The sequence below is a fragment of the Capnocytophaga sp. ARDL2 genome, from assembly GCF_041530365.1.
In the GTDB taxonomy this organism is placed as follows: Bacteria; Bacteroidota; Bacteroidia; order Flavobacteriales; family Flavobacteriaceae; genus Flavobacterium.
On sequence record NZ_CP168034.1, the window covers coordinates 1,524,829 to 1,546,420 of the forward strand.

General features: G+C 34.7%; 18 protein-coding genes and 1 pseudogene. 14 read left to right on the top strand and 5 right to left on the bottom strand.

All coding sequences use genetic code 11. The features are described 5' to 3' along the window. Nucleotides 1–92: 92 nt before the first annotated feature. From AB4865_RS07780 to AB4865_RS07800, 5 genes are all read right to left on the bottom strand, one after another. Entirely contained in the window at nt 93–374 is a 282-nt protein-coding gene (locus AB4865_RS07780; protein WP_372472713.1) for a hypothetical protein, read from the bottom strand. Between the two features lie 182 nt (nt 375–556). Next, entirely contained in the window at nt 557–847 is a 291-nt protein-coding gene (locus AB4865_RS07785) for a hypothetical protein (protein WP_372472714.1), read from the bottom strand. Between the two features lie 132 nt (nt 848–979). Continuing rightward, nucleotides 980–1,600, bottom strand: coding sequence for a hypothetical protein (locus AB4865_RS07790; RefSeq protein ID WP_372472715.1), 621 nt, complete (start codon nt 1,598–1,600; stop codon nt 980–982). A gap of 23 nt (nt 1,601–1,623) precedes the next feature. Beyond that, nucleotides 1,624–2,184, bottom strand: coding sequence for a Rha family transcriptional regulator (locus AB4865_RS07795; protein ID WP_372472716.1), 561 nt, complete (start codon nt 2,182–2,184; stop codon nt 1,624–1,626). A gap of 3 nt (nt 2,185–2,187) precedes the next feature. After that, entirely contained in the window at nt 2,188–2,385 is a 198-nt protein-coding gene (locus AB4865_RS07800; RefSeq protein ID WP_372472717.1) for a hypothetical protein, read from the bottom strand. 81 nt (nt 2,386–2,466) lie between these two features. Between AB4865_RS07800 and AB4865_RS07805 the strand changes: the two genes are divergently transcribed. The 14 genes and pseudogenes from AB4865_RS07805 to mltG all read left to right on the top strand — a co-directional run bounded on the left by AB4865_RS07805 (nt 2,467) and on the right by mltG (nt 21,114). Then, on the top strand, nt 2,467–2,913 hold the full coding sequence (locus AB4865_RS07805) for a hypothetical protein (RefSeq protein ID WP_372472718.1): 447 nt from the start codon (nt 2,467–2,469) through the stop codon (nt 2,911–2,913). Between the two features lie 1,003 nt (nt 2,914–3,916). Beyond that, nucleotides 3,917–4,099 (top strand): annotated as a pseudogene (locus tag AB4865_RS07810) (DUF1877 family protein); the annotation flags it as partial. 312 nt (nt 4,100–4,411) lie between these two features. Further along, the gene (purB, locus tag AB4865_RS07815; RefSeq protein WP_372472719.1) at nt 4,412–5,758 is read left to right on the top strand and encodes an adenylosuccinate lyase; all 1,347 of its coding nucleotides are present in this window, start codon (nt 4,412–4,414) and stop codon (nt 5,756–5,758) included. 154 nt (nt 5,759–5,912) lie between these two features. Further along, nucleotides 5,913–7,853 (top strand): DNA topoisomerase (ATP-hydrolyzing) subunit B, encoded by a 1,941-nt coding sequence (gene gyrB / locus AB4865_RS07820; RefSeq protein WP_372472720.1) that lies wholly within the window; start codon nt 5,913–5,915, stop codon nt 7,851–7,853. Between the two features lie 66 nt (nt 7,854–7,919). Then, a complete protein-coding gene (gene ligA, locus AB4865_RS07825) occupies nt 7,920–9,920 on the top strand; it encodes an NAD-dependent DNA ligase LigA (protein WP_372472721.1) in 2,001 nt (666 codons plus the stop codon). An 83-nt stretch (nt 9,921–10,003) separates the two neighbouring features. Next, nucleotides 10,004–10,936 carry a peptidylprolyl isomerase gene (locus AB4865_RS07830; protein WP_372472722.1) on the top strand — a complete coding sequence of 311 codons (933 nt, stop codon included), beginning with the start codon at nt 10,004–10,006 and terminating at the stop codon, nt 10,934–10,936. A gap of 319 nt (nt 10,937–11,255) precedes the next feature. After that, on the top strand, nt 11,256–13,163 hold the full coding sequence (gene acs / locus AB4865_RS07835; protein WP_372472723.1) for an acetate--CoA ligase: 1,908 nt from the start codon (nt 11,256–11,258) through the stop codon (nt 13,161–13,163). A gap of 180 nt (nt 13,164–13,343) precedes the next feature. Continuing rightward, nucleotides 13,344–15,506: a DPP IV N-terminal domain-containing protein gene (locus tag AB4865_RS07840; RefSeq protein WP_372472724.1), complete on the top strand. Its 2,163-nt coding sequence runs from the start codon at nt 13,344–13,346 to the stop codon at nt 15,504–15,506. 355 nt (nt 15,507–15,861) lie between these two features. Then, nucleotides 15,862–16,641: a diaminopimelate epimerase gene (gene dapF / locus AB4865_RS07845; RefSeq protein WP_372472725.1), complete on the top strand. Its 780-nt coding sequence runs from the start codon at nt 15,862–15,864 to the stop codon at nt 16,639–16,641. A 334-nt stretch (nt 16,642–16,975) separates the two neighbouring features. Beyond that, nucleotides 16,976–18,193, top strand: a complete 1,218-nt coding sequence (locus AB4865_RS07850; protein WP_372472726.1) for an RHS repeat domain-containing protein — start codon at nt 16,976–16,978, stop codon at nt 18,191–18,193. A 27-nt stretch (nt 18,194–18,220) separates the two neighbouring features. Next, complete coding sequence (locus AB4865_RS07855; RefSeq protein WP_372472727.1) at nt 18,221–18,580, top strand: hypothetical protein; 360 nt, start codon at nt 18,221–18,223, stop codon at nt 18,578–18,580. Beyond that, nucleotides 18,531–19,007, top strand: a complete 477-nt coding sequence (locus tag AB4865_RS07860) for a hypothetical protein (protein WP_372472728.1) — start codon at nt 18,531–18,533, stop codon at nt 19,005–19,007. The genes AB4865_RS07855 and AB4865_RS07860 overlap by 50 nt, the downstream gene beginning before the upstream one ends. Before the next feature lie 296 nt (nt 19,008–19,303). Further along, entirely contained in the window at nt 19,304–19,891 is a 588-nt protein-coding gene (locus AB4865_RS07865) for a GNAT family N-acetyltransferase (protein ID WP_372472729.1), read from the top strand. Nucleotides 19,892–20,076: 185 nt separating this feature from the next. Beyond that, the gene (gene mltG, locus AB4865_RS07870; protein ID WP_372472730.1) at nt 20,077–21,114 is read left to right on the top strand and encodes an endolytic transglycosylase MltG; all 1,038 of its coding nucleotides are present in this window, start codon (nt 20,077–20,079) and stop codon (nt 21,112–21,114) included. The last annotated feature ends 478 nt before the right edge of the window (nt 21,115–21,592 follow it).

The following is a 21,592-nucleotide window of genomic DNA, read 5'->3' on the forward strand; positions in this document are numbered from 1 at the left end:
AACCCTTTTTAAATGGTTTTTAAACTTTGCTGCGGAGGCAGACTCGAACCGCCCGTAAGCCTTGACTTTTCCGCTCTTAATAAAACTAACTACTATAACACACCGCCTCTAATAGCTTTAAAATCTTTCATAAATTGCTCTCTTGCAAGGTCAAGGGCGGTGTAAAATTCTTTTTCGGTGATTTCCTTAAAAGCCTCCATTTCAAAAAACATATGTAAAGGTATTTCGGAACTGATGAACACATAATTTTCAAAATGGTGGAAATGAACCCCTATGGGGTCGTCTGGTGAGTTAAAACTATCCACTCGCACAAACTCATCCGTTATCAATGACTTGTAATATTTTCCTTGCTCTACATTTTCAATTCGTATCATTTTTTTTTATCGTTTTAAAATTAGTTTCCCGAGTGCCACATACTCTGCTTTCGCAGACTTTGACCCACAGCGTTATTTTTACTTGCTCCTGCTCATAGCAGGTCGGGAAAAATCGATACCTTTGTAGCAAATAATTAAATTACAAACATTTATGAGTAAAGTTATTCACACCCGCAAATTTGTTATTGCGGATTTTCGTTTTGATGAGCTTCAAAAAACGGAGGATTTTCTGAACACCGAGTATCCCAACTACAACGTGGTTGATGTGTACTATTATTGTGTTTGCCAAGTCCATCGGGTGCGTTACACATTGCAACGAGCGACCCACGCAACCGAATAAGCCAGTTTTGCAACTCATCCCATTCTTGCGGGTTGGTAAGGTCTATATTTTCAACTCGAAGGTTAATATCCTTGCCAATCCCTTGTTCTTTGATTTCTACCTGTGTAGAAAATCGAATACCTCTGTCTATCATTTTTTTATCGTTTTAAAATTAGTTTCTCCACCCGCTACGAACGAGAACGGTTTTAATCGTTGCGGGTCGCACCCGCTGGGGAAAATTTGCTACCTTTGTAGCCGTCAAACCTAAAATTTAGCTTTATGTATATTAAATTTTATTGTGATCTCTATTTTCGAGCAAAGGATGAAGATGTTGCTTTACGGATTTTTGAAAAGTATCAACTTGTAATAAAAAACGCTCTAATTCCGATACTTGGGACATTCCACATTGTTGGGAACGATGCCTTTCCGAATGAAATAGCTGACCAAGAGCAATTTCAAGTAGAAATCTTTCAGCTTCAAGCTGTTGGCAAATGGAGATTTTCTCTTCCGTTCGCTTTTCGGGGGATGGGGATTGAACATTCAAAAGATGTCCTTGCTTTGCTTGAAACCTTTTTCCGCTGTTCCGCACATCGCATAATGCCGTTTGAGGTAAAGTTTCAGTCTCAGATTGTAGATGACAATCCGTATTAAACGGCTCGTTGTCGGCTACTTTGTTGTTGCATTTGGGGGCTTTCGTTATCCAGTTATTGATGTAATCAGGGCTGTTTCGCAATGAGCCAAAACGTTGTGCTATTACAGAAGCCTCCGAACAATGATTGTCTTTTTTCAAATGTTCTTTGTAAATAGTTGTTTCACGTTTGACCGCCACGCCCAACAGCGTGGTTCTTTTTTCGATTTTCACTAAATCGCAATTTTCGTTTAGGTGGTAAATTGTTTTCGTTTTCATTACTTATTGATTTACAACATTATTTAATTAAACATAGTTAGTTGCTTTGGGCTTACGTATGGCAGCTCGGCGATGCATTGTTGTGGGTTGCGATAGTCCAAAAAGTATTCGGCAATAGCCTCTGACATATACCAACCGTCTTTGGTTTTGCAGAACTGCTCGGGGTACTTTTTTATCCTTGCTCGTACCTGCCCACTGGTTAGCGAATAGCCGTTTTGCAAAAGCCAATAATTATACGCCACACATTTAACTCCGTTGATGGTTTTGGGAGCGGGAATGTGCAAAATCATTTTTTCCTCCAATTCTGCCCAACGCATTACCAATTTTGCCCTTGCCTCATCGCTGTATTTTGTAATCACATACAAAAACTCTAATTTGTTGAGGGCATAATAAGGGTCTTTTCGACTTGCTCCGTTAGGTAAGTCTATGATTTTGAACGTGAAACCAAATTTGGATTTATGTACTTTTTGCCACGCTGATTCCATAATTCGGATGTCCCTAAGCACGTGAGCGTGCTTCTTTCCTGTGATTTGAGCAATTTCAAAACTTGAAATGGTTTGCTCTTTGTTTATTAAGTTTGTCATAAGTTATTGATTTACTTGTTTTACATCTGTTTTAACGGCTTCACTTTCAGCCTGTAATAACTCTTTGGCTCGTTGGCGGATAGCTTTTGCCTGTTCGGAGTTGAACACATATTTTAGGCTCATATCCACGCTTTGCATTGTTACTTGAAATTCTTTAACAATTTGTTTCTTTAAATCTGGGTGTACTCGTATTTTTTTCATTACTTTGTCCTTTCAAATTGATGGTGCAAATATAGTAAATAAATTTTCGATAAACCAAATGATTTCGTAAATATTTTTTCGATGATAAAGGATAGAATTATACAAGTGATTGAATTAAAGAAGATTGGAAAGGAAAATTTTTATAAAAAAATTGGTATGACTTCTGCGAATTTTAGAGGAAAAGCAAAAGAAACGCCTATAAATTCCAATGCAATCGAAAATATATTATCGGAAATCCCCGATATAAATCCGATTTGGTTACTCACGGGTAAACCTCCAATGTTATTAAGTGAGGTAAAAAATGAGGTTCCCCCTACTAATAATAGTGAGGTAGAGGCTCTTTTAAGAGAAAAAATGGAAATGTTAGAGAAAAACAACGCTTTATTAGAAGAAAACAAAGCCTTGTTACAGGCAGAGAATGAGCGTTTAAAGGCTGAGATACAGGCGTTAAAGTCTGTACAAAGTAAGTCTGCCAATAAATCCACCCAACCAAGTCAATCCCAACCGCTTATTCAACCACGCCGTTAATTATTGCCCTGCCTGTGGGTTTAATGGGGCAAATTTAGGAGAGGCGTAGTAAAATAAAATGTGCCATTATGAGTATATCCCCTATGTAATAAGTAGTTTTGTGTGTACAAGTGTTTAAAAATCAATGATTTAATTTTAAAAATTGCATTTTTCAAATGGTAATACCCCCCTTGTAATTTTAAAAAACATAGGGGTAATGTTATTTTGTGGTATCCATACCCCTATTTTAATAAGGGGGTAAAACAAGTAAAATGTAATAGCAAATGTAATAACAACTATAATAGCAACTACTAAAATACCTGTTTTTAGGGGTAGTAGTTATCATTTTCGTGAGGTCACGCAAATGGTCGGTCGGCAGGTCCAAAGCAGTAGTTTCAAAGCATAAAAAAAGCCCCTAAAGGGGCGGTTTTATTGGGGTTATGTACATTTTATTGGGTTTTCTTTGTTGGGCTGTACAAAAGGCTTATATTCGTACAATAACCCACATAAAAAAGCGACAATTTTTGCATATAAATGTACAGTTTTGTACATTTTGTTTTTTGTACATTTTTGGGCTTTTTTGGTTGTAACTCCTTTGTTTTTAGGGGTTTTAAAGGCTTTTTTATATTGTATCTTTTTGTACATTACATTTTACCCCCTATATTTTACATAGATTTTTATATTATAAATATTTCAAAGTTTTTTCAATTTAATATTTTTAAAGTACTATTTGTTCTTTAAAATTTTTAATTCTGAGTTTTATTGATAATTCAAAATGTATATAATATGGGAATGACAGGAAATATTTTACGAGTATCTGAAGAAGAATTAGATGCTATTCTAAACGATAGTTCTATTTTAGAAGAAATTGTTTATGATGAAGAAGTCGTCGTGTAGTTGATATCGATAAAATATGGAATATTGTATTTACTCATAGGGAAAAATTATACTTATGGTTATCATTTTTTTAGATGGGGGAGGGGTTGGTGGTCAATTGGTTGATGAGACATAAGATTTAGGATGTGGTTCTGCACATTTTCTCAATGTTAAACAAGTAGAAAAAATAAATACGAAACTTTCAAAAATCACTGTAGATTATTTAAAGAACAATTATGATTTGATGAGTGAACATGAAATTTATCCACAAATTTGGGACGAGAGCGAAGATGCTTTAGAATATGTGATTGATGGTTTTTTGACTTTGTAAAATGAATTTGCTAATGCTGATAAAAATAAAGAAGGGATAATTACTTTTTTGAGTTGATTAATTTTTCATACTTGTAATGAAAATTGTGAAATAACAAAGTTTAAATTACTTAGCAAAGGTTTAAATTGTAGTGATAGAAAGATATTTTCAACTGATTATTGTTTTAAATAAAGCAAAATAAAAAAATACATAAAAAAAATATTTAACCTGTGGAAAACTATTTAATTTTTTTTTACTTAAATTCAAAATATTTCACATTTAATCAAAAGAAAAAAACAGTATCTTTGCCCTTTAATAAATTTTTCAAAAAATATGTTGACAGAATTAAATGCTATTTCGCCTATTGACGGGCGTTATCGTTCAAAAACGCAGAATTTAGCTCCTTTCTTTTCGGAAGAGGCTTTGATAAAATATAGAGTTTTAGTTGAGGTTGAATACTTTATCGCATTGTGTCAGTTGCCTTTGCCTCAATTGAAAAATGTAAATCCAGAGGTATTTGGAAAATTGAGAGCGGTTTATGAAAATTTTTCTGCTGAAGATGCACTTTGGATTAAAAATGTTGAAAAAACAACCAATCACGATGTAAAAGCTGTTGAATATTTTGTAAAACATAAATTTGAAGAGTTTGGTTTACAGGAATATAAGGAATTTATCCATTTTGGTTTGACTTCTCAGGATGTAAACAATACGGCAATTCCTCTTTCTACTAAAGATGCTTTTGAAAAGGTTTACAAACCGTTGTTGATTGATGTAATTGCAAAATTGAAAGAACTTTCTGTAGAGTGGAAAGATGTACCTATGTTGGCTAGAACGCACGGACAACCGGCTTCGCCTACGCGTTTAGGAAAAGAAATCAATGTATTTGTGGTGCGTTTGGAAGAGCAATTACGCTTGTTGAACAACATTCCTTTTGCTGCAAAATTTGGAGGAGCTACAGGTAACTACAATGCACACAAAATTGCATATCCAACTAACGACTGGAGAGCTTTTGGAGAAAAATTCGTAGAGAAAACATTAGGATTGAAACACTCATTTCCGACGACTCAAATCGAACATTACGACCATTTTGCAGCCTTTTTCGATGCGTTAAAGCGTATAAATACGATTATTATCGATTTGGATAGAGATATTTGGACGTATGTTTCTATGGAATATTTCAAGCAAAAAATCAAAGCAGGGGAGGTGGGGTCATCTGCAATGCCACACAAAGTAAATCCTATTGATTTTGAAAATTCGGAAGGAAATTTAGGTATTGCCAATGCTATTTTTGAACATTTGTCAGCAAAATTGCCTATTTCTCGTTTGCAAAGAGATTTAACGGATAGTACAGTATTGCGTAATGTGGGGGTGCCTTTCGGACATACGGTGATAGCATTTGAAGCCACATTGAAAGGATTGAACAAATTGTTGCTAAACCAATCTAAATTCCACGAAGATTTGGAAGCAAACTGGGCGGTGGTTGCAGAGGCAATTCAAACAATTTTACGTAGAGAAAGCTATCCAAATCCTTACGAAGCATTGAAAGATTTGACGAGAACCAACGAAACGATGAACCAAGAGTTGATACACAAATTTGTAGATACATTGAATGTTTCGGATGTAATAAAAGCTGAATTGAAAGCGATTACTCCACAAAATTATTTAGGAGTAGAATTATAAAAACTAAAACGAGTTATCATAAAAGATAGCTCGTTTTTTTTTGTTAACTAAAATGTTGAAAAGAATCTTTAAAAATCATTTATTTGACAAAAAAACCTTTTGAAAATTGCTGAAAAAAATGTATATTTGCTGTTTGTAAAAAAGAAAAGTTAATATGAGTGAAGAAATAAAGAAAAGCTCTTATTCTGCCGATAGTATTCAGGCATTGGAGGGAATGGAGCATGTGAGAATGCGTCCTTCGATGTATATTGGTGATGTAGGAGTAAGAGGTTTACACCATTTGGTATATGAGGTAGTTGACAACTCTATTGATGAGGCATTGGCTGGGTATTGTAACTCTATACAAGTTACTATCAATGTTGACAATTCTATCACAGTAAAAGATAATGGTCGTGGTATTCCGGTAGATATTCACAAAAAAGAAGGAGTTTCTGCCTTGGAGGTGGTTATGACCAAAATTGGTGCAGGTGGTAAATTTGACAAAGATTCATATAAGGTTTCTGGAGGTCTTCACGGTGTGGGGGTGTCGTGTGTAAACGCACTTTCTGATCACTTGCGTGCAGAGGTTCACAGAGATGGTAAAATCTGGGAACAAGAATACGAAAGAGGTAAAGCGATTTATCCTGCTCGTGCTATTGGTGAAACAAATGCTACGGGTACAAGTGTTACTTTCAAACCCGATGGGACGATTTTTACTCAAACTTTGGAATACAACTACGATACATTGGCGGCTCGTTTGAGAGAATTGTCGTATTTGAACAAAGGAATTACTATTACTTTGACAGATTTGCGTGAAATCGATGAAAACGGAAATTCAAAATCGGAAACTTTCCATTCAAAAGATGGTTTGAAAGAATATGTGAAATTTTTAGACGGAAATCGTACGCCTATTATTTCGCATGTAATCAGTATGGAAAATGACAAAGGTGAAATCCCAGTGGAAGTTGCCTTGATTTACAACGATAGTTATTCGGAAAATATTTTTTCGTATGTAAACAATATCAACACACATGAAGGTGGAACGCATTTACAAGGTTTTAGAATGGGATTGACCCGTACCTTGAAAAAGTATGCCGACCAAAGTGGTTTATTGGACAAATTGAAATTTGAAATCACAGGAGACGACTTTAGAGAAGGATTAACGGCTATTGTTTCTGTAAAAGTTATGGAGCCTCAATTTGAAGGACAAACCAAAACAAAATTAGGAAACAGAGAAGTGGTTTCTCCTGTATCTCAAGCGGTTGCTGATATGTTGGAGGCTTATTTGGAAGAAAATCCAGCAGATGCAAAAACCATTGTTCAAAAGGTGATTTTGGCTGCTCAGGCTCGTCACGCTGCGAAAAAAGCTCGTGAAATGGTACAGAGAAAAACCGTAATGAGCGGTGGAGGATTGCCAGGAAAATTAGCAGACTGTTCGGAGCAAGATCCAGAAAGATGTGAAATCTTCTTCGTCGAGGGAGACTCGGCGGGGGGTACTGCCAAATCGGGGCGAGATAGAAATTTCCAAGCAATTATGCCTTTGAGAGGTAAAATCTTGAATGTGGAAAAAGCTATGCACCACAAAGTGTTTGAAAACGAAGAGATTAGAAATATTTTTACAGCTCTTGGTGTTACCATCGGTACTGAAGAAGATGCTAAAGCCTTGAATTTGTCAAAATTGCGTTATCATAAAGTAATCATCATGTGTGATGCCGATGTGGACGGTAGCCACATCGCAACATTGATTTTGACTTTCTTTTTTCGTTATATGCGAGAATTAATCGAAAACGGTTATGTATATATAGCAACGCCACCTTTGTATATGGTGAAAAAAGGAAATAACAAAGCCTACGCTTGGAACGACGAGCAACGCCAAGAATTGATGAACAGTATGGGAGCAGGTGCTACAGTGCAGCGATACAAAGGTTTGGGAGAGATGAACGCAGAACAACTTTGGGATACTACAATGGATCCTAAATACCGTACACTACGCCAAATCACAATAAACAATGCAGCTGATGCGGATTATGTGTTCTCTATGTTGATGGGTGATGATGTACCACCTCGTAGAGAGTTTATCGAGAAAAATGCTATTTATGCAAATATTGATGCATAATATTATAATATTCATCAAAAGGCTGTCAATTGAGACAGCCTTTTGTTTGTAAAATCAAATAGTGAAATGACTATACAAGAAAAAATCAATCAATTGCGTTCGGAATTAAACGAACACAATTACAAATATTATATCCTCGATACTCCAGAAATTTCTGATTATGAATTTGATATGAAATTGAAGGAGTTGCAAGAATTGGAAGCAAAACACCCAGAGTTTTTTGATGAAAATTCGCCAACACAAAGAGTTGGTGGAGGAATTACCAAAAATTTTGAAACCATTACGCATCAACAAAGAATGTATTCTTTGGACAATGCCTATTCGTTTGAAGAATTAAACGATTGGGAAAATCGCTTACAAAAATTGTTGGGCGATGTGCCTTTGGAATTTATGTGCGAACTCAAATACGACGGTGCATCGATTTCTATTTCGTATGAAAACGGAAAATTGGTTCGTGCCGTAACTCGTGGTGATGGTTTTCAAGGAGATGATGTTACGACCAATATCAAAACAATCAAGACTGTACCTTTGGTTTTGAAAGGAGATTTTCCTGAAAAATTTGATATTCGAGGGGAAATTATTCTGCCAATTGCAGGTTTCAACGAAATGAACGAAAAATTGATTGCTTTGGGCGAACAACCGTATTCCAACCCACGAAATACGGCATCAGGTAGTTTGAAATTACAGAACAGTAGCGAGGTGGCTCGTCGTCCGTTGGAGTGTTTGCTGTACAGTATCGTTGGGGCAAATCAGGCGTTTGAATCACAAGAGCAATCGCTAAATGCTGCAAAATCATTTGGTTTTAGAGTACCTTCTCAATCAAAAATAGCTAAAAATCTGCAAGAAGTATTCGATTTTATCAATTATTGGGATACGCATCGACATGATTTACCTTACGAAACCGATGGCGTAGTTATCAAGGTCAATCGTTTGGATTTTCAAGAAGAATTGGGATACACAGCCAAATCTCCTCGTTGGGCAATTGCCTATAAATTCAAAGCAGAACAAGCCGAGTCTGTGTTGGAAAGTATTTCGTATCAGGTGGGACGAACAGGAGCGATTACACCTGTAGCCAATTTGTCGCCAGTGCAATTGGCAGGAACGATCGTAAAAAGAGCTTCGCTGCATAATGCCGACCAAATTGAAAAATTGGATTTACGTATAGGCGATGCGGTTTTTGTGGAAAAAGGCGGTGAAATCATTCCAAAAATCGTTGGAATAAATATCGAAAAAAGAGCCGAAAACAGTCAACCATTGAAATACATTACGCATTGTCCAGAATGTAATGCACCTTTGGAAAGAAAAGCAGGTGAAGCCTTGCATTATTGTACAAACGAAGCCAATTGTCCGCCTCAAATTGTAGGAAAAATCGAACATTTCATTGGTCGAAAAGCTATGGATATTGAAGGATTGGGCGGAGAAACTGTTCAACAATTGTACGACAATCGATTGATTTACAGTTATGTCGATTTGTACGAATTGAAAAAAGAGCAGTTGTTGCCATTAGAACGCATGGCAGAAAAATCGGTCGATAATTTGCTCACAGGAGTAGAAAAATCCAAATCAATTCCTTATGAAAAAGTGTTGTTTGCCTTGGGAATTCGTCATGTAGGGGAAAATATTGCTAAAAAATTGGCAGTTGCCTATCCAAACATTGATTTGTTGATGAATGCATCGTTTGAAGATTTGGTCAATCAAGACGAAATAGGGGAAAAGATTGCACAAAGTATCATAGATTTTTTCAGTGATTTACAAAACATTCAAATCATCGAACGCTTGAAAAACTACGGATTGCAATTTGAAGCTGTTACCAAAGAATCGACGCAAGTTTCGGATATTTTTGCTGATATGATATTTGTAGTTTCGGGGAAATTTACACAATTTTCAAGAGATGAAATCAAGCAAAAAATCGAAGATTACGGAGGAAAAAACGGAAGTTCCATCACAGGAAAAACCTCTGTAGTCTTAGCAGGAGCCGATATGGGACCATCAAAATTGGAAAAAGCTACCAAATTAGGTATTCCGATTTGGAGTGAAGAAGAGTTTATTGAGAAGTTGTCAGAATAAGAATTTTTATAATAATTTGAAAGATAAATATTTTAGATTAGCCTTTAAAATCTTTATCTTTGCGATATAATATTTAATAAAACATGGAAAACGGAATTTACGCTAAAATTACGACTCCAAAAGGAGAAATTTTAATAAAATTGACACATGACAAAACGCCAGGAACAGTAGGAAACTTTGTTGCACTGGCTGAGGGAACATTAGAAAATACGGCACGTCCTCAAGGAAAACCTTATTACGACGGATTGAAATTTCATCGTGTAATTGCTGATTTTATGATACAAGGGGGATGTCCTCAAGGATCAGGAACAGGTGGACCAGGTTACAAATTTGACGATGAGTTTCATCCAGAATTAAAGCACGACGGACCAGGTGTATTGTCTATGGCAAATGCAGGACCTGGAACTAATGGGTCACAATTTTTTATCACACATATAGCAACGCCTTGGTTAGACAACAATCATACAGTATTTGGTCATGTTGTAGAAGGTCAAAATGTGGTTGATACGGTAGAGCCTGGAGATGAAATGGAAAAAATCGAAATCATCAGAGTAGGACAAGAAGCCGAAAAATGGAATGCAGTAGAGGCATTCAGAGTTTTTGAAGGAAGTCGTGAAAAGCGTTTAGCAGAAGAAAAAGCAAAAAAAGAAGCTGAATTAGACAAAATTGCAGCTGGTTTTGAAAAAACAGAAAGCGGATTGCGTTATCAATTCATTCAAAGAGGTACAGGAGCCAAAGCTACAAAAGGTAAAAAAGTATCTGTACACTACAAAGGACAATTGGTAAACGGAATGGAGTTTGACAATTCATACAAACGCAAACAACCAATCGATTTTGTTGTAGGAATTGGTCAAGTGATCCCAGGATGGGACGAAGGAATTATGTTGTTGCAAGTAGGAGACAAAGCACGTTTTGTAATTCCATCAGATTTAGGATATGGAAGTAGAGGAGCAGGAGGAGTAATTCCACCAAATGCTACTTTAATTTTTGATGTAGAATTGATGGATGTAAAATAATTTTTCATATTATTTGTATTAATTAGAAAAGCTCAAATCACAAAGATTTGAGCTTTTTTATGCAAAAAATGTTTTGAATCTTTATAGAAATGGGCTAATTTTACTTTTTAAAACATAAATAGATTGTTTTATACAATGTATATCATGAAATTTATAAGAAAATATACAATTGTTATTATAAAAATACTTTTAGAAAATTTAAAATTATTAATAGCTGATTGCTTATTTTTAAATAGTTGATATTCTTTGTTTAATTCAATATGTACTATAAAAAAATACTACTTTAAAAAAACAAAAACTACTAAAAACTATAAATATTATGAGTTATTTTAAAATAGCAGATTTAGAACAATATTTTAAGCATACTAAAAAAGCCGTTAGAGAACCAAGAAAATTTTGGGGAAAAATGGCGGAGGAGGCTTTTCTGTGGTATCAAGCTCCTGAGCGTGTTTTTGAATTTGATTTTACAAATGGGGACATCAAATGGTTTATGGGAGGTAAATTAAATATTACCAAAAACTGTATAGACCGTTATGTTGCGAGAAAAGGAGATAAAAATGCTATCATTTTTGAATCTAACAATCCTGATGAACCTACACAATTTATTTCGTATAACGATTTATACCAACGCGTGTGTAAAACTGCCAATGTGTTGAAATCATTGGGAATCGAAAAAGGCGATCGCGTGTGTTTGTATCTGCCGATGATTCCAGAATTGGCAATAGCAATGTTGGCTTGTGCAAGAATTGGAGCTATTCACTCTGTGATTTTTGCAGGATTTTCAGACGCAGCCGCTCGTAGAAGAATTGAAGATTGTGGTGCAAAATTGGTCATTACTGCCGATGGTGGTTTTAGAGGAGATAAAACCATCAAGCTCAAAGAAGTAATAGATAAAGCCATCAACGGATTGGATTGTGTAGAAAAAGTATTGGTGGTAAAACGCACCAATCAAGACATACCTTTTCAAGCAGAAAAAGATGTGTGGTTTGATGAGTTGTATGCCAATGCCTCGGAGGAATGCAATCCTGAAATTATGGATGCAGAAGACCCATTGTTTATCCTTTATACTTCTGGTTCGACCGGAAAACCAAAGGGAATGGTGCATACAACAGGTGGATATATGGTGCAAACTGCCTATACATTTGCCAATGTTTTTGACTATAAAGAAGAAGATATTTTTTGGTGTACCGCCGATTTAGGTTGGATTACAGGACATTCGTATATGTTGTACGGAGCTTTGCTCAATGGGGCAACGACGGTAATTCACGAGGGAATTCCAACGTATCCTACCCCATCTCGTTATTGGGATATTATTGACAAACATAAAGTTACGCATTTTTATACCGCACCAACAGCCATTCGCTCGTTGATGACCAATGATTATTCATATATTACTTCGCACGATTTATCGTCTTTGAGAGTATTGGGAAGTGTAGGAGAACCTATCAACGAAGAAGCGTGGCACTGGTTCAATGATTTTGTAGGAAAAAAACGATGTCCGATTATGGATACATGGTGGCAAACGGAAACAGGAGCGATTTTGATTGCACCATTGGCGTTTAAAACTCCAACAAAACCAACCTATGCAACTTTACCGTTGCCTGGAACTCAGGCAGTATTACTTGATGAACATGGAGAGGAAATAGAAGATTTTCAACAAATGGGGAATTTGTGCATCAAACACCCTTGGCCATCTATGGCTCGTACGATTTGGGGCGATCACAAACGCTATGTAGAAACCTATTTTTCTACATTCCCAGGCTATTATTTCACAGGAGATAATGCTTTGAGAGACGAAGTTGGTTATTATAGAATTGTAGGTCGTACAGATGATGTGATTATTGTTTCGGGACACAACCTCGGCACTGCTCCCATCGAAGATGCTATCAATCAGCATCCGGCAGTGGCAGAATCGGCAATTGTAGGGTATCCGCACGAAATCAAAGGAAATACGATGTATGGATTTATTTCTTTGAAAGTAGAAGGAAACTATCGAGACAGAGACAATTTGAAAAAAGAAATTAATCAATTGATCGCCGACCATTATGGACCTATAGGAAAATTGGACAAAATTCAATTTGTGGATGATTTACCAAAAACGCGTTCAGGAAAAATATTGCGTCGTATGTTGAGAGCTATTGCCAATAATCAAGAGAATAATTTAGGCGATACTTCTACAATGATCAATCCTGAAATTTTGAAGAAAATTATTGAAGAGAAATTGTAATTTTTTTTAGCAAATATATTCAACCGTCATTTGACATTTGTACGTTAAATGACGGTTTTTTATTTTTTTATCGAAAAAATAGTTGTAATTTGCACTTTGATACTTATTAAAGCAATTAAATTTTATTATGTTGAAAATTAGTAGGTTAATATTTAAAAGATATTTAGGATATATAATTATATGAAAAAAATCATTTTATCAGGTTTATTATTAGTCTTTTCAATTACTCATGCACAAAGAAATTTCACTGTGCAAGAGGCAACAGCTACCCATGCTTTTTTTCCAGTTGAACAACTTTATGCGGCCAATTGGCAAGACAATGAGCATATTTCTTATTTGTCAAGTGGTCAAGTGCGTTTTCATTTAATTCAAAAAAATGTAAAAACGCAAAAAGATAAAACTATTTTGACAAGAGAGCAATTGCAAACCGCTTTGCAAGAAACAATAAAAAACGATACGTTCAATTTGCAAATGATTCCTTTCAATCATTCGTGGATTGATAAAAATGTTTTACAATTCACAGTTTCGGGCGAAAAAAATAAGTACGCAGTGCAATATGATGTAAATAATCATCAAATTGTGAAATTTGTGTCTTTTTCAAACGAAGCTCAAGAAGAACAAGTTGCTGAAAATTTAGATTTCGTAATTTGGTTGGATAAAAATAATATAAAAATTTCCAAATCAAACGGAGAAACGATTGCAATAACCAATGACGAACCAACAATTGTCAATGGTAGTAGCAATACCCACCGTCAGGAATTTGGAATAGACAAAGGTTTTTGGATTAGTCCAGACCAAAGCAAAATTTTGTTTTATAGTAAAAACGAATCAAAAGTTTCTGATTATCCGTTGATTGATTTTAGTACTCGAGTGGCAACACACAATCCTATTAAATATCCAATGGCAGGAATGACCAATGAAGTTGTGAAATTGAAAATCTATGATTTGAAAAATCATTCAACACAAACATTGGACACGGGTGATGTTGACCAATTTTTGACGATGCCTACCTGGACTCCAGACGGTCTATCGGTGTTGGTAGGAGTGCTAAATCGCAACCAAAATCATTTGGTAGTAAAGCAGTTTTCGGCAAAAAATGGAAAACCAACGGCTACTTTGTTTGAGCAAAAATCTACAACTTATGTAGAGCCTTCAAACAATTTTGTATTTGTTCCCAATTCAAAAAATTTGTTTGTTTATGTAACGGATATCAATGGGTACAGACAAATGTATTTGTACAATACCAACGGTAAATTGGTAAGAAATCTTGGGTATAAAGATGTGGTTTTTAAAGAAATAAACAAAATCACAGAAAAAGAAATTTTTTACACAGGTACGCACCAAAACGGAATGGGAAAACAGTTGTACAAAGTAGATTTAAAGTCTGGAAAAACCACTCAAATTACCAAAGTTGACGGAACTCACATGGTAAAAATCAGCGATAATAATCAATTGATTTTTGACCAATATTCAGCGTATGACAAGCCAAATGTTGTCAATATTGTCAATGCGAAAGGAGTAAAGCAATCGACTCTTTTAGAAGCAAAAAATCCGTATGAAGGTAAAATCAATCAGCCAAAAGTAGCGTATAAAACCATTGTTGCAGCCGATGGAAAAACGCCTTTGAATGCAAGAATTGTCTATCCAATAGATTTTGATGCAAACAAAAAATACCCTGTGATGACCTATGTTTACGGTGGCCCTCACGCTCAGTTGGTTACTAATTCTTTTAACTATGGAGCAACGGGATTTGACTTGTATATGGCTCAAAAAGGTTATGTCGTATTTACATTAGACAACAGAGGTAGTGATAACCGAGGACGAGATTTTGAGCATGTCATTCATCGTCAATTGGGACAAAATGAAATGGCAGATCAATTAAAAGGATACGATTATTTGGTTTCATTGCCATTTGTTGACAAAGAACGAATCGGCGTTTACGGTTGGTCTTTTGGAGGATTTATGGCTACTTCGTTGATGCTCAATCATCCGGACAAATACAAAGTAGGCGTTGCGGGTGGACCTGTTATCGATTGGAAATGGTATGAAATTATGTACGGCGAACGCTATATGGATACACCAGAGCAAAATCCAGAAGGATATGCAAAAACGACTTTGCTCGACAAAGTAGGTAATTTGCAAGGTCGCTTGTTGATGATACACGGAGCTCAAGACCCAGTGGTGTTGCAACAACACAGTATGGAGTTTATCGAAGCTTGTATCAAAGCAGGAAAACCAGTGGATTATTTCTTGTATCCTACCCACGAACACAATGTAATTGGTAGAGACAGAGCACATCTCAACCACAAAATTGCAGATTATTTCGATACACATTTAAAATAAAATAAGAGGCTGTCCGAATAGGACAGCTTTTTTTTGTATTCAGAAAAAATGTAATTTTGTGAGATAAATATTAGAAAAAATTAATAATAATAATTTTGCTTAAATTCTATTTAAGTACAATATAAAATTAACCGTAGACCGAGATTGACATTAAACTATGAAGAACCAAAGAATTTATTTTATAAATTCATAGTATAATAAAGTTGTACTTGGTAGTTGATTCTGCCATGTATAAATAGCAATAAAAAAATATAAGAAATCACTACTTTTGTATAAATTCACAAACAACCAATCTAAAAAAAGTATAGTAAAAACACTAATAGATTTCCTAAATTTGTACCTTATTATATAGACAATGAAAATCCCTTTTTGTAAATACCAAGGAACAGGAAATGACTTTGTGATGATTGACAATCGCACAGAGTTTTTCCCAAAATACAATCGCCAATTGATTGAAAAAATGTGTCATCGACGTTTTGGAATAGGTGCCGATGGATTGATTTTACTCGAAAACGACCCAGAATACGATTTCAAAATGGTATATTTCAATTCCGATGGAAATGAAAGCACTATGTGCGGAAATGGTGGGAGATGTATTGTGCGTTTTGCACACGATTTAGGAGTAATTTCTGAACAAACAATTTTCAACGCCGTTGATGGTTTGCACAAAGCAACAGTTACTCCTGAGACAATTTCTCTGCAAATGATTGATGTACACGAAATAAAAGCCCAACCAGAGGATTGTTGGTTTACCAATACAGGTTCACCACATCATGTAAAGATTGTTGATAATGTACAAAATTTTCCTATTTTTGATTATGGAAAACAAGTGAGGTACAGCGATTTGTATGCACCAGGTGGAACCAATGTAAATGTAGTTTCTATTGACGAAAATCAAAACATCAGTTTGCGAACATACGAAAGGGGAGTAGAAGACGAAACGCTATCTTGCGGCACAGGAACCACAGCGGTTGCTTTGATTTTACATCATTTAGGAAAAGTTACCGATAATAAAGTAAAATTGGAAGTTTTGGGCGGTACACTTTGGGTTTCGTTTCAATTGGAGAATAGAGTTTATAAAAATGTGTATTTAGAAGGAGCTGCAACTAAGGTATTTGAAGGGGTTTTTAAATAGAGATTTTCACGCAGATTATATGGATATACATAGATTTTTTCTGAATTACGAAGTTTAACAGACTGCATCAACAAACCGATTATAGTTTGTTAAATTACAAAGAAAATTAATCCACGCAATAGAATCTATGTGGTCTATAAAAGCGAAGTGTCAAAAAAACTATGTTATCTATTCTGCCTATGTGGTTAAAAAAAAATACACACTCCGTCTTTCTCACATACTTCACATACTCTTCTGCAAGTTTTCGAGGACTTCCCTCTTTTTATGAGAGAAAATCGTGAGAAAAAAAGTCAAGATAACTACATTATCTATTGCTAAAAATATAGGATAAAAAATGAACAAATTTTTAAAAACACTACTCCTATTTATTGAGTGTTTGATTCAAATACCGACGGCGTATGCCCAATTTGAAAATATTCCGAATGATATACAGCAAGACCCACAAAATTGTTTAGACCAGCTAAATGCTATTGACGGATATTTAGCCAACGATCCTTCAATGACGGATTGTTACACTTTATTTTTGAATATTGTAAACCATCCTGATTATAATTATTGCCAAAAATTATATGCTGTAAATGGGATGAATTGCCAATCCGTTCAAGTTGTTGAAGTAATACTTGAAGCCCCTGTTTATACCCAAGCAGAAATAGATGAATTAGATTGTTTGAATCAGTTAGAGCAATTGTACGTTTGGACATTAAAAAAAATAACTATAAGAGATATAAATGAAAATTTGATATATCTTCCGTATGGAGATTGTTACAAACATAACATTATATCTCCAATAATTGAGTATTTCAGACTGGATGAAAGCAACAGACAAAACCCTTGTGAGTTTTTGGCATATATCCAATCATTTTTACCCTGCGAGCCAACACCAACTTTACAAGAACCTGAACCAACACCAACCGAACCCATTCAGTACACACCAGCACCTGTTGTACAACCATCTGTGGTTATACAATACGAGCCACCAATAAATCCACCAAGTGATGATTTGGTATTTTATTATCACAGCGATCCATTAGGTACTACAACCTATGCAACAGATGTGTATGGACGACCTGTGGCATATAACGAATACCTCCCTTTTGGAGAGCAAATCGTAGAACACAACCAAACAACGAATTTCAACAACGGCTATAAGTTCAACGCCAAAGAGCAGGACGAAGCTACTGGAATGTATTATTATGGAGCGAGGTATTTCGACCCAAGGTTGAGTGTGTTTATAAGTGTAGATCCGTTGGCGGAGGAGTTTGTAGGTTGGACACCATATCATTATGTGCATCAAAATCCTGCCAATTTGATAGACCCAGATGGAAGAAACGCTAAAGCAGTTGTGAAAGGAAATACAATAATTGTAAAAACTACTATATATATAAGAGGATATAATGCAACTGCCAAAAAAGCAAAATCTATTGAAAACGGAATTAAATCATTTTGGGGTAAAAATTTTACATATAAAGATAAAGAAACAAATAAAATATATAAAGTTGTTTTTGATATAAATGTTAAACCGCTACCAACTGATAAAGAAGGCTATTTATAAGCCTTTAAAGAATACAAAGAAGGACATTTGAATGTAATCGAATTGTATAGTGATAAAAATACACGTTCACAAGTTAATGGAGATGGATATACTGGAGAATGGGGGTATTATAAAAGTGATAATACTTATGCACATGAATTTGGACACTTGTTAGGAATTGCAGATATGTATTATCCTTCTTCAGAAATTGGAGTATATGAAAACTATAAAGGTGTAGAAGAAAATGATATCATGGGAAAAAATGCATTAGAAGATCAAGCAAAAGTTTCTCAAGAGAATATTGATGGTATAGCAAAAAAAGTTTTACAAGATAAAGATGAAAATGGTGAAGCGTATATTGGTAGAAGTTTTGGAAGGTCGAGAGGTAATGAAAATCTTTCTAAGTAGTATAGTTTTATTACTATTTAGTTGTGGTATAAAAGATAGGAATAATAGTTATGAGTTATATATATATGATGTATGGGGAACCAAAAAATTTGATATAAAAAGTGATTCTGTCGAATATGTTTATAAAGAATATTCTACGGGTGAATTTTTTTTCAAAGATGAAATTCCAAAAGACATTAATAGAAAATTACAATCGATTTTTAAAAGCAAATTACAATCATTTTACAAATTTGATAGAAATGAGGAGTGTATCGATATAAGGATTATAAGAAAAACAATGGAAGAAACAGATACCATTACTATCGCTCGAGTAAGTGAACATGAATTTATGGAAAGCGATTTAAATCAAATTCATCCAAATCTCTATGAAGTAATTAATTATTTTGATAAAGAGAACTTTATAGAAATAAATATAAACGACCAATAGCTTGCAACGAGCATTTACCTTTTGGAGAGCAAATCGTAGAACACAACCAAACAACGAATTTCAACAACGGCTATAAGTTCAACGCCAAAGAGCAGGACGAAGCTACTGGAATGTATTTTTATTTCACCCCAAAGTTTTGTTTTTTCTTTAAACAAAGAATTTATGTTTTTTTTAAAAAAATAACCTTTGATTCATCGTGGTAAAAATAGAAAAAAACTATATGTCTATGTGGTGGAAAAATTTGTTTAATCTGAGAGAGAATATACTAACTCCGTAGGAGTTAAAAAAATAAAACAATGAAAACTATAAAATTAAGAGCATTAGAACCGTCGGATTTGGAATTTTTATACCAAGTAGAAAACGACGCAAACAATTGGTTGGTAAGTCAGACGAATCAACTGTTTTCCTATTATACCTTGGAAGAGTACATTTCCCAAGCTCATTTAGATTTATATACAGCCAAGCAACAACGCTGGGTCATTTGCGAAAAAAAAACCAACGAGCGATTGGGATTTATCGATTTGTTTGACTTCGACGCTCGAAATCGTAGAGTAGGCGTGGGAATATTGATAGCAGAAGAGCAAAACAGAGGGAAAGGTTATGCAAGTCAAGCCTTAGCAAAAATCATTGAATATTGCTTTTCCTATCAAAATTTACATCAAATTTATGCAAATATTATCACCGATAACGACGCAAGTATCTCACTTTTTTCTAAATTTGGCTTTCAGAAAACCGGTGTGAAAAAAGACTGGATTCAAGTAGGAAATATTTACAAAGACGAAGCTTTTTTTCAGTTGATTAATATGCCCCCTACCCCCCCCCCGAAGGGGAAATTAATATCCTTTGAGGATTATTTTATTTTTAGTAATAAAAAAGACTCATAAAGATTTATCCACAACAGTCTATGTTTTCTCTAAATATCTGTCTCGAGAAATTCGGAATCTCTGTTTCTCAGTGGTAAAAAAAAGACTATGTGTCTATGTGGTTACAAAAAAGTTAATTTTAATACCTATCCCATCAGACATGGGATACAATGATACATTATACAATTTATAATATACAATAAAACATGTCATTAAAAAAATTACTAACCTACTTATCCGTAGGAATACTTACAGCGGGATTGATATACGCGTTTATTTTGTATAGTAAAGCGTTTTCTCCCAATACATCATTTTCAGAATCAAAAGCGTATGTATTAATTCCGACAAATGCTACTCCCAATCAAGCGAGGGATTCGATTAAGCAATTTGTAAATGATTGGGAACAATTCGAATCGGTGTTCAAGCAATTTGAAATGGACAAAAAGATTTTTTCTGGAAGATTTGAACTCACCAAAGGCATGAACAATTTTGAAATTGCTCAAGCATTGAGAAAAAATGTGCCTGTAAGAGTAACTTTCAACAATCAAGAGACTTTGCAAGATTTGGCTAAGAGATTGGACAAACAATTGGAACCAACGGCGGAAGAATTTATAGAAATTTTTACCGAAGCAAAATTTTTGGAACAAAATCAAGCGACCAAAGAAAACGCTTTGGGGTTGTTTATGCCCAATACATACGAATTTTATTGGAATGTCAATCCGTTGAAAGTTCGTAATACCATTCATAAAGAATACATTAAGTTTTGGAATGCACATCGCACAGCCAAAGCCAAAGAAATGGGATACTCTCCCTTGGAAATAAACAATTTGGCATCGATTGTTCAAAAAGAATCAGCCAAAATAGATGAAAGACCAAGAGTAGCAGGGGTGTATCTCAATCGTTTGAAAAAAGGTATTCAGCTTCAAGCCGACCCTACGGTGATTTATGCTAAAAAATTGACAATGCAAAATTTTGATACCATCATTAAACGCGTGTATCTCAATGATTTGAAAATAAATAATCCTTACAATACATATTTGTACAAAGGATTGCCACCAGGACCGATCGCTATGTCTGATGTGAGTAGTATTGATGCAGTCTTAAATGCTGAAAATCATAATTATATCTATTTTTGTGCAAGTGTCAGTAGAATTGGCTATCACGAATTTGCAACTACTATGGAAGAGCATTCAAAAAATCGCGACAAATATATCAAGTGGATTGAAGAGAGGGGGATAAAATAAGCCCCCAATGGAGGGACGAAATCCGACACGAAGATTCGAGCTACATTATTTGGTTACACGCATTCCCCTCTTTTTTAAAGAAGGGTGCCGAAGGTGGGGTGTTTCAATTAAATTTATCCTTGTTACGCTTACTTTATTTTATCTGATAACGCATATATTTTAATTGCTTTGATTATTTTTTTGATTTATCAAAAAACAAAATCTGCAGTAATCTGTCTTAAACCGTAGATTTAATCGTTTTTAAATGCTATTTTTTTATCATTTCAAAAAAAAATCTGTGTCAATATGTGAAATCTGCGTGAGAAAAAAAGTCAAGATGACTTCACTTTTAATATTGTGTATAAGCTGTAAGAAAGAATTGAAAAATGATGAAAAATTTATCAATTCATTGTTCGATTCATTTTGTTTGATGATGTTGAAGGTGTTTTTATAATTTCTAAAAAAATAAGTGAAAGTAAAACAAACTTAAAGCGTTTTG